Raw genomic sequence first — 9,535 nt, 5'->3', positions numbered from 1 at the left:
AGTCAACGCGGTTGTCCATCAGTCCAATCCGGCATCGGGCGGCACACGGACGCGCACGCTCGCCGACGAGTTCCTGGAGCGTGCCGGCGGCGGCCCCGAGGTCACCGCGGTTCGGACAGCCATCGCACGGTGACGTCGGCCATCAAGCCTGCCCACTGCCGCGCCGCCCGGGGGGCTTCTCGACTGGACGCTGAAGCGTCTGTCCGTGCGATCGGGGATCGCGAACTCCGCGCTTCGCGACTTCGAGCGCGACCGGCCCCTCCTCTCTGAGGCAGCACTGGGCACGCTGCGTGCCGCGTTCGAGACGGAAGGCGTTCAGTTCCACCCCGCAGACACTGGGGGCAGGATTGGCCTGCCCCCGTTAGGTGGCCCGGTTCAAAACTAATGCATCGTGGGCTTGGCGGCCACAGTTGAGGTGGCCTTTGAGCCGGGTTGGGGTGGCGCTTTCGGCCACGGCACGGCGGCAGGCGCCGGTGGACGGTAGCCCAGCGAGGCGTGCGGTCGCCGGGTGTTGTAGTGCCCTCGCCAGCCCTCGATGACGATCCGAGCCATGGCGAGGCTGGAGAAGATCTCGCCGTTCAGGAAATCGTCGCGAAGTTTCGAGTCGAAGCTCTCGCAGGTGCCGTTCTCCCGCGGACGGCCCGGCTCGATGAAGGCCGTCCTGGCGCCAACCGCCATGATCCAGTCCCTCACAACCTTGACCACGAACTCGGGGCCGTTCTTCGGACCATCGATTCACCGGATCGATGGCTGCCCCTCAGAACTCGGAGCGGAAGTCTCCGGGCACGCCGCGGTGAATGAAAAGGTCGGACAGCACGTCGATCACGTCGGCACAAACACGCAGCGTTTGCCGCCAGGCAGGCGGAATTTGCGGCCGTCATGGGTGCGGTCCTCCACGAAGTCATGGGACCAGACATGGTTGGGTCGCTCGGGCCGAAGTCGGACGCGCGAGCCGTCGCTCAGCCAGAGCCGACCCTTCTTGGCGTGCTTGGCTGGCACCTTCAGTCCCTCGTGCCGCCAGATGCGCTCGACTTGGCTACGTTCACGCGCCAGCCGGCATCGCAGCAGGGCCGTGATCCGACGCCCAACGGCCTTGCGCAGGCGCTCGTTCTCCTTCTCCCCCGCCTTCGGCCGCCTCACCTGATCCGACTTCAGCCCGCCGAACTCCTGGCGCCAGCGAAGTCACGTGAACGGCGTCACGCCGATCGTGCGGATCGCCCCCGCCATCGGGCGACCCTGCGACAACAACACGTCCACCTGCCGCAGCTTCGCGACGGTCTCCTCGAGCCTGTGCTTCTTCTGCGGCATTCCTGGCATACTCTAGCGGCTCGAAAGCCTGCCTCAGGCAGGACCACTCTTCAGGGGGCAGACCAGGCGGAGGCGACCGTCAGAAGGGCGCCGTCGAGTGCCTTGCCTTCTTCGTCGAGCAGCGCCGCCTTGATCAGGCGGCGGAGCCAGGCGCCTCCGTCGGCCTGGCGCCGGAGGATCGGCACGGCGGACAGGACGCGGTCGAACTTGGCGTTTCCGCGCGCATGGGTGTCGGAATAGCCCTTCACCAGGCGGCGGGCCGAAAGGATCGCGACCGCGAGGTCGTAGTTCTCGGGCAGGACATCGCGGGCGAGCGCCAGCCAGCGCGTCCAGTGCTCGGCCTCGCGCTCGAAGCGAAGCGAGCCGCGGCGGAAGCGCTTGAGGCCGGCGACGAGGTAGAGCGCAAGGAACCAGTGGATGCGGTCGGTGCGCACGCGCCGCCCGCGATTGACCACCCTGTCGAGCGCGGAGAAGAGTTTCGGCCGGTTCTCGATGGCATGCCCGGCCCAGGCCGGCAGCGTGCCCGCCACCTCCTCCATGCGCGGATGCATGTATTCGGTGAGACCGAGGATCTGGTCGTCCTTCGCGCCGACCTCGCGCCGGATGCGCGGCGTGCGCGCGGCCCGCGTCTTGAGGTCGGCGACGCGCACCACGTCGTCGTAGGCCATGGCGACGGCGAGATACTTGGCCGCGGCGTCCGTGAACGCCCAGCCATTCCCGGCCCCGCCGTTCCCGGCGTCTTCCGCATGGAGAGCGGCCAGCGCCGTCAGGTACTCGCCGGCATAGGCTGCGTCCTGATAGTCGACGAGGCGCTTCACCCCGGCAAAGGCCATGGGACGCACGGCTTCGGGCAGGGTGCGGAGGCGCGAGAGGAGCGCGTCGAGCTCGGGCTGTCCGACCGAGGCCGGCGGCTCGGCCAAGTCCTTGCCGGGCGCCTTGGGCACGATCTCGCGCGCGCCGCTGCCGACCCGGTCGAACCCGGCGGCGAAGGCACGCAGGCTCGGCTCGACGCCCTTGCCGCCCGCCCGGATCGCCGCCTCGAAGCTCTCGCGCCCAAAGGGCAGGACGCCCGATCCCGCCAGCGCCCCGAACATGGTGGCGGAGATCACGCTGCCGTTCCGCTCCGCCAGCGTCTGCATGTCGAAGGCGACGATGCGGCGGGCCGCGACGCCGGCCGCCGCGACCACGCTCTCGGGATCGCCGACGCCATCGCCCGGCACTTCCTTCTCGCCCACAGCATAGGAACGGTGCGACGAGGTGATCAGCGTGGTGCGGTCGGGCGTCACGAGCCCGCGCAGCATGGAGCGGCCCGCTTCCATGAACTCGGCCGCCAGCACGACGTCCACGTCGCCGGGCGTCGGCATGAGCGAGAGGATGGGCGCCGCGCCCCCCTGCCCCGCCGGCAGCATCTCCAGATAGTAGATCGTCGCGCCCGTGCGCTGGGCAACGCCGGGCACGGAGGTGGACTGCGCCACCCAGCCCGCCCCTTCCGCCGCGGCGACGATCCAGTCGGCGAGAACGCCACCGCCCTGCCCGCCCATGGCGAGAATGGCGAGCGAGAGGGGCTTGTCGGTAGACAGGCGCGCGGACGCCGCGCCGGAAGGAAAGCTCGGGTGAACGGTCACGGTCCCGGTCCTCAGGCGAAGGCGAGGCGGCGCGTCTCGCGCCGGCGCTGCAGGAAACCGATGACGCGGGCGCGCAGGCGCGCCAGCCAGCGGTCGGTCCTGGTCGGGTTGAAGACGATGTCGGCTTTGTAGAAGGAGGGACAGAGGATCGCCGCCTCCGACACCTCGCCGCAATTGCCGCAGCCGACGCACCCGTTGTCGATCGCCGCCACCGGATCGTCCTTCAGGGGATCGGCGGTGTGCTTGACCGAGAGCGAGGGGCAGCCGGACAGGCGGATGCAGGCGTGATCGCCCGTGCAGACGTCCTCGTCGACGCCGAAGCGCTCCTTCACCACGCGCTCGCCGTTCCTGACCGCCTTGGCGAAGATCGGCTTCACCCGCCGCTGCTTGTTGAGCGAGCATTCCGACGAGGCGACGATGACCTTCGGGCCCTTCTCGGGGCTCGTCAGCGCCGCCTTCAGCGTGTCGCGCATCCTGGCCACGTCGTAGGTCCGGTCGACATGGCGCACCCACTTGGCGCCGACGCCCCGCACCGCCTTGACGATGGAGTTGTTGGTGGAGCGGTCGGGGTTCTCGGCGCGCGACGACAGGATGTCCTGTCCGCCGGTCGCGGCGGCATAGTGGTTGTCCACCACCAGGATCACGCCATCCTGCTTGTTGAAGACGGCGTTGCCGACGCTGGTGTTGAGGCCGTTGTGCCAGAAGCCGCCGTCGCCCATGACCGAGATCGGGCGCTTGCCCGCCTCGACGTTGAAGGCCGAGGCGGAAGCGGGCCCAAGGCCGTAGCCCATGGTCGTGCCGCCGATGTTGAAGGGCGGCAGGATCGAGAAGAGGTGGCAGCCGATGTCGGCCGAGACGTGGTGGGGCCCGAGTTCCTTCTCGACGAGCTTCATCGCCGCGAAGATCGGCCGCTCCGGACAGCCGACGCAGAAGCCGGCGGGCCGCGCCGGCACGACGCCGGCGAGCGCCTTCACCTTCGGGTCGGCCAGGACCACGTCGGCGCTCGGCACGGGCGGCCGGTTGCCGAGAAGGTCGCGAGCATGCGTATCGAGGAAGACGCCGACACCCTTGGCGAGGACCTGCGACGTGTACTCCCCGCTGCGCGGCAGGACGTCCTTGCCGGCGAGCCTCGTCTGGAGGTCGTGCCGACGCAGGATGAGGCTCAGCGCCTGCTCGATATATTCGGGCTGGCCCTCCTCGATCATCAGGACGGCGTCCTTGCCCGCGCAGAAGGCGACGAGTTCGTCATCGATCAGCGGATAGGAGACGTTGAGGACGTAGAGGGGGACCGTGCTCGCGCCGTAGACGTCGGCAAGGCCGAGATGCTGGAGCGCGCGCATGACGCTGTTGTAGAGCCCGCCCTGGACGACGAGGCCGACGCGCCCCTCGTCGGGTCCGAACCGCTCGTTCAGCCGTCGCGAGCGGACGAACTCGACCGCAGCCGGCCAGCGCGTCTCCAGCTTCTCCTTCTCGTGCAGGTAGGCGGCCGGCGGCAGGACGATGCGGTTCACGTCGCGGCGCGGGTTCTCGACGGCCTCCTTCAGCGTGAAGGCGGGCCGCTTGTTGTCTTTGGCGACGAACTCGCCGTGAACGTGGCAGGAGCGGATGCCGACCTGGAGCATGACAGGCGTGTTGGAGGCCTCCGACAGCTCGAAGCCCGTTTCCACGGCCTCGACGATCGAGGCGAGATTCGGCCGGGGGGTCAGGAGCCACATCTGCGACTTCATCGCGAAGGCGTGCGTGCGCTCCTGCATGATGGAGGAGCCCTCGCCGTAGTCCTCGCCGACGATCACGAGCGCGCCGCCCGTCACGCCGCCCGAGGACAGGTTGGAGAGCGCGTCGGAGGCGACGTTGGTGCCCGCCGTCGACTTCCACGTCACGGCCCCGCGCACGGGATACATGACCGAGGCCGAGAGCATGGCGGCGGCGGCGGCTTCCGAGGCCGAGGACTCGAAGTGGACGCCGAGCTCGTCCATGACGCCGCGTGCGTCGGCGAGCACGTCCATCAGGTGCGAGATCGGCGAGCCTTGGTAGCCGCCGACATAGGACACGCCCGATTGCAGCAGGGCCTTGGTGATCGCGAGGATGCCCTCGCCGCGAAACACCTCGCCCTCGCCGAGCTTGAGTTCTTCGACTTCGCGAGCAAAAGACCGTTCCGCCATGGACCGCTCGTCATGATGTGAGGAGAGGGACCGATCTGTCGGCCCCGATATCCATGCATCCTCATGCTTTTTAGAACGGTGTCAAACGAATTTGGTGAAGTGGCTGCTCGGTTTCGAACTCTTGGCAGTCTGAAGAATAGGCATTTGCACAGATAGGTGGAGACGCGGCGCCGCGCGCCGCCCGCGCCTGCGCCTCGTACGGCGAGCGGACCTGTCGGGACGCGAGGCCCCGCGGCCCGTCAGAGGTCGTTGCGGCGGATGTTGCCGAGGATCCGGTGGAGGAGCGCGACGAAGGTTTGATACTCGTCTTCCGAAACGCCTTCGAACATCTGGGAAAAGCGGCCGTACATGGTCGGCCAGACGGCCGCGAAGGCCGCCATGCCCTTCTCGGTGATCGCCGTCTCGCGCACGCGTGCATCGTCGGCGCGGGGCGTGCGCAGGACGAGCCCCTGCTCCTCCATCGCGTCGAGCGTCCGGCTCATCGTGGACTGCTCGGTGACGGCGTAGACGCTGAGCTCGTTGATGGCGAGGCCGTTGGAGACGCTGAGGATGGCCAGGACGCGCATCTTGGCCGTGGTCATGTCGAAGCTCTTCAGCTCCTCCGACATGTCGGCGTTCCAGCGCGCGGCGATCCGGTTCAGGAGGTAGGGGGCGAAGTGGTTGAGCCCCAGCTCCCCCATGGAGGGGATCGCGCCCTTGCGCTCGTCCGCGCTGCCGAGAACACCGCGACCGTACCTGCCGACCATGACCTACCTTGGGTTTGGGGTCGGGTCGAAGCCCGGTCCCTCGCCGAGCGCCGGCCCGGCATGACGGAAAACCCCGCGCGCCGGAAAAGCGGCGGGGCAAGGGCCCGGTGATTAGCCGACCCCTCGCGCGCCCGCCAGAACAAAACCGCGCGACGGCGCGGGTGGCCCTTCCCTCAGCTTTTCGGGACGAGGGCGATGACGCGCACGGGACTGCCGGTTCCGTTGACGATCTTCAAGGGCGCGGCGACGACGAGCGCGCCCGTGGCGGGCAGCTTGTCGAGGTTGACGAGGCTGGCGAGACCGTAGCGCCCCTTCTCGAGAAGAAGGTGGTGGGCCGGAAACGGCGGATCGAAGGAATGCGCCATGCCGGCGTCGGTGCCGACGCACTCGCTGCCCCAGCCGGCAACGTTCTTGTCCACGAGATACCGGATGCAGTCGACGCTTGGGCCCGGCGTCTGGCCGCCGTTGAGGAAGGCTTCGGAGGATGTGTTGCGCGGATACCAGTCGGATCGCATGAACACCCAGGCGCCCGCCGGGATCTCGCCGTGCTCGGCCTCCCAGGCCTTCACGCCGTCTGCGGTCAGGATGAAGCCGGGATCGGCCGCGACCTGCGCAGAACAGTCGATCACGCAGACCGGGGCCACGAAATCCTTGGGCGGCAGCTTGTCGGTGGTGTTGTCGGGCCGGTCGCGACCGGAGATCCAATGGGCGGGCGCGTCGAAGTGGGTGCCGGTGTGCTCGCCGAGCTCCATCCAGCCCCAGGCCCACCAGGGGCCGTTCGCATCGTAGGCGGAAATCTCGTTCATCTTGAAGCGCGGCGTGTTCCGGCCGAACTCGGGCGGCAGGTAGAGAACCGGCGTGTCGGGTCCGAGCGGAGCGGTCAGGTCGACCACCTCGATCGCGCCGGCGGCTAGGGCGGACGCGACGGTCGACAGGCTTTCGGCAGCGGACATCGGCAACCTCGACAGAAAGGAAACGGGGGATCGCGGCACCGGGACGACGGGTCGCGCATCGGAAGGATGACGAGCGATAAATGAAAATGCAAGCATCTCCCCTCGGGAAAGCGTTGAGCGTGGTCGCTGGCTGTCACGACGTTGCACGATGTGCGGTGCAATATCGCGCCGCGTGCCGCTTGCATGGGCACGGCGACGCACGATCCGGATGCAGATGCACATAAATTCCAAACGCTCTTGACCGCGTCGGTCACCGAATTTACTTTAGATCTAAATCACTTTCCCAACCCGAACGATCGTCCCGGAGGGGCTCCATCATGCGCATCGTCTGTATCGGTGGCGGTCCGGCCGGCCTGTATTTCGCGCTTTTGATGAAGCGCAACCATCCGGAGCATTCGATCACGGTGGTCGAGCGCAACCGGCCCTACGATACGTTCGGCTGGGGCGTCGTCTTCTCCGACGCGACCATGGTCGCGATGCGCAAGTGGGATCCCGAGAGCGCGGCCGAGATCCAGGACGCCTTCAACCATTGGGACGACATCGAGCTCGTCTTCAAGCGCACGCGCCAGCGCACCACGGGGCACGGCTTCGTGGGCATCGGGCGCAAGAAGCTTCTCAACATCCTCCAGAACCGCTGCGAAGCGCTTGGCGTGGAACTGCGCTTCGAGACCGAGGTGAACGGCGACGAGGACTTCCCCGACGCCGATCTCGTGATCGCGTCCGACGGCTTCAACTCCAAGATTCGCAACAAGTACGCCGACATCTTCGAGCCCGACCTCGTGAAGCGGCCGAACCGCTTCGTGTGGCTCGGCACCAACAAGCTCTTCGACGCCTTCACCTTCGACTTCCGCAAGACCGAGCACGGCTGGTTCCAGGCGCATATCTACAAGTTCGACGACAAGACCTCGACCTTCATCGTCGAGACCACCGAGCGGGCCTACCAGGCGCACGGGCTGGACGCGATGAGCCAGGACGAGTCCATCCGCTTCTGCGAGCGGCTCTTCGCCGACACGCTGGGCGGCGCCCCCCTGATGAGCAACGCGCGTCACGTGCAGGGCTCGGCCTGGCTCAACTTCTCGCGCCTCATCTGCGGCAAGTGGAGCCACTTCAACGGTCACTCCCACGTCGTGCTCATGGGCGACGCGGCGCACACGGCTCACTTCGCCATCGGTTCCGGCACCAAGCTCGCACTCGAGGACGCGATCGAGCTGACGCGCCAGTTCAATGAGCACGGCCACGAGCGCGATGCCATTCCCGCAGTCCTCGACGACTACGAGGCGATCCGCCGCGTCGACGTCGCGCGCATCCAGAACGCGGCGCGCAACGCGATGGAATGGTTCGAGGTGGTGGGCGAGCGCTACGCCGACCAGCTGCCGCCCGAGCAGTTCATGTATTCCATGCTGACGCGCTCGCAGCGCATCAGCCACGAGAACCTGCGCCTGCGCGATCCTCGCTGGCTCGAAGGCTACGAGCGCTGGTTCGCCGCCCAGGCGGGCGTACCGGCCAGGGAGGGCGAGCGGCCGCTGCCGCCGATGCTCACCCCCTTCACGATCCGTGGCGTGACGCTCAAGAACCGCATCGTCATGTCGCCCATGGCCATGTACTCGGCGCGCGACGGGATGATCGACGACTTCCACCTCGTCCATCTCGGCTCCCGGGCCATGGGGGGCGCCGCGCTCGTCTTCGCCGAGATGACGTGCGTCTCGCCCGATGCGCGCATCACGCCCGGCTGCCTCGGCCTGTGGAACGACGCCCAGGCCGAGGGCTGGAAGCGCCTCGCCGACTTCGTCCACACATCGACCGACGCCAAGCTCGGCATCCAGATCGGCCATGCCGGCCGCAAGGGCGCGACCCGGCTGGCGTGGGAGGGCATCGACGAGCCGTTGACGGAGGGCGCCTGGCCGCTCCTGTCGGCCTCATCCCTGCCCTATCTCCCGCACTCCGCGGTGCCGAGGGCGATGGACCGGGCGGACATGGACCGGGTGCTCGCCGACTTCACGGCCGCCACGCGCCGCGCGGCGGAGGCCGGCGTCGACTGGCTGGAGCTCCACTGTGCCCATGGCTACCTCCTCTCCTCCTTCCTGTCGCCGCTGACCAACCGGCGCGAGGACGAGTACGGCGGCTCCCACGAGAACCGGGCGCGCTATCCCCTGGAGGTGTTCCGCGCGGTGCGCGGGGCCTGGCCGCAGGACCGGCCGATCTCGGTGCGCCTGTCCGCGCACGACTGGGCCAAGGGCGGCAACACGCCGGACGACGCGGCGATCTTCGCCACGATGTTCAAGGACGCGGGCGCCGACATGATCGACTGCTCGTCGGGCCAGGTCTGGAAGCAGGAGAAGCCGGTCTACGGCCGCCTGTTCCAGACGCCCTTCTCCGACAAGATCCGCAACGAGGTCGGCATCCCGACCATCGCGGTGGGCGCGATCTCGGAGGCCGACCACGCCAACTCGATCATCTCGGCGGGCCGCGCCGACCTCTGCGCCATCGCCCGGCCGCACCTCGCCGACCCCGCCTGGACGCTGCACGAGGCGGCCAGGATCGGCATCCGCTCGCTCGCCTGGCCCCGGCAGTACTCGTCCGCCAAGCGGCAGTTCGAGACCAATCTCGAGCGGGCGGCGGCGCAATGAGCGAGGGAACCGCACTCGCCGGCCGGCACGCGCTCGTCACGGGCGCGGGCTCCGGCATCGGCGCGGCGATCGCCGAGCGGCTCGCCCGAGCCGGCGCGCGCGTCACGCTCGCCG

At 68.4% G+C, this 9,535-nt stretch carries 5 protein-coding genes and 1 pseudogene; 1 reads left to right on the top strand and 5 read right to left on the bottom strand.

Annotated elements, in window-relative coordinates; translation table 11 throughout:
• Positions 1 to 381 precede the first annotated feature (381 nt).
• The 5 genes and pseudogenes from AUL35_RS21825 to AUL35_RS20895 form a co-directional block, all read right to left on the bottom strand.
• Positions 382 to 1,308: pseudogene (locus AUL35_RS21825) on the bottom strand (integrase core domain-containing protein).
• 50 nt (positions 1,309 to 1,358) lie between these two features.
• On the bottom strand, positions 1,359 to 2,933 hold the full coding sequence (locus AUL35_RS20910) for an indolepyruvate oxidoreductase subunit beta family protein (RefSeq protein WP_082666508.1): 1,575 nt from the start codon (positions 2,931 to 2,933) through the stop codon (positions 1,359 to 1,361).
• 11 nt (positions 2,934 to 2,944) lie between these two features.
• Complete coding sequence (locus tag AUL35_RS20905) at positions 2,945 to 5,095, bottom strand: indolepyruvate ferredoxin oxidoreductase subunit alpha (protein WP_062018479.1); 2,151 nt, start codon at positions 5,093 to 5,095, stop codon at positions 2,945 to 2,947.
• Between the two features lie 239 nt (positions 5,096 to 5,334).
• Positions 5,335 to 5,841 carry a MarR family winged helix-turn-helix transcriptional regulator gene (locus AUL35_RS20900; RefSeq protein ID WP_062018477.1) on the bottom strand — a complete coding sequence of 169 codons (507 nt, stop codon included), beginning with the start codon at positions 5,839 to 5,841 and terminating at the stop codon, positions 5,335 to 5,337.
• A 173-nt stretch (positions 5,842 to 6,014) separates the two neighbouring features.
• Positions 6,015 to 6,794 (bottom strand): cyclase family protein, encoded by a 780-nt coding sequence (locus tag AUL35_RS20895; RefSeq protein WP_062018475.1) that lies wholly within the window; start codon positions 6,792 to 6,794, stop codon positions 6,015 to 6,017.
• Positions 6,795 to 7,111: 317 nt separating this feature from the next.
• Here AUL35_RS20895 and AUL35_RS20890 point away from each other — a divergent pair, with 317 nt between their 5' ends.
• Entirely contained in the window at positions 7,112 to 9,421 is a 2,310-nt protein-coding gene (locus AUL35_RS20890; RefSeq protein ID WP_062018473.1) for a bifunctional salicylyl-CoA 5-hydroxylase/oxidoreductase, read from the top strand.
• The last annotated feature ends 114 nt before the right edge of the window (positions 9,422 to 9,535 follow it).

The sequence above is a fragment of the Aureimonas sp. AU4 genome (assembly GCF_001463765.1).
GTDB lineage: Bacteria > Pseudomonadota > Alphaproteobacteria > Rhizobiales > Rhizobiaceae > Aureimonas.
This window is presented reverse-complemented; position numbering and strand designations above follow the sequence as displayed.

What these genes read in the sequence shown, in the direction of transcription:
- AUL35_RS20905 (WP_062018479.1), bottom strand. Translation starts at nt 5,095, where the DNA reads ATGGCGGAACGGTCTTTTGCTCGCGAAGTCGAAGAACTCAAGCTCGGC.
- AUL35_RS20900 (WP_062018477.1), bottom strand. Translation starts at nt 5,841, where the DNA reads ATGGTCGGCAGGTACGGTCGCGGTGTTCTCGGCAGCGCGGACGAGCGC.
- AUL35_RS20895 (WP_062018475.1), bottom strand. Translation starts at nt 6,794, where the DNA reads ATGTCCGCTGCCGAAAGCCTGTCGACCGTCGCGTCCGCCCTAGCCGCC.
- AUL35_RS20890 (WP_062018473.1), top strand. Translation starts at nt 7,112, where the DNA reads ATGCGCATCGTCTGTATCGGTGGCGGTCCGGCCGGCCTGTATTTCGCG.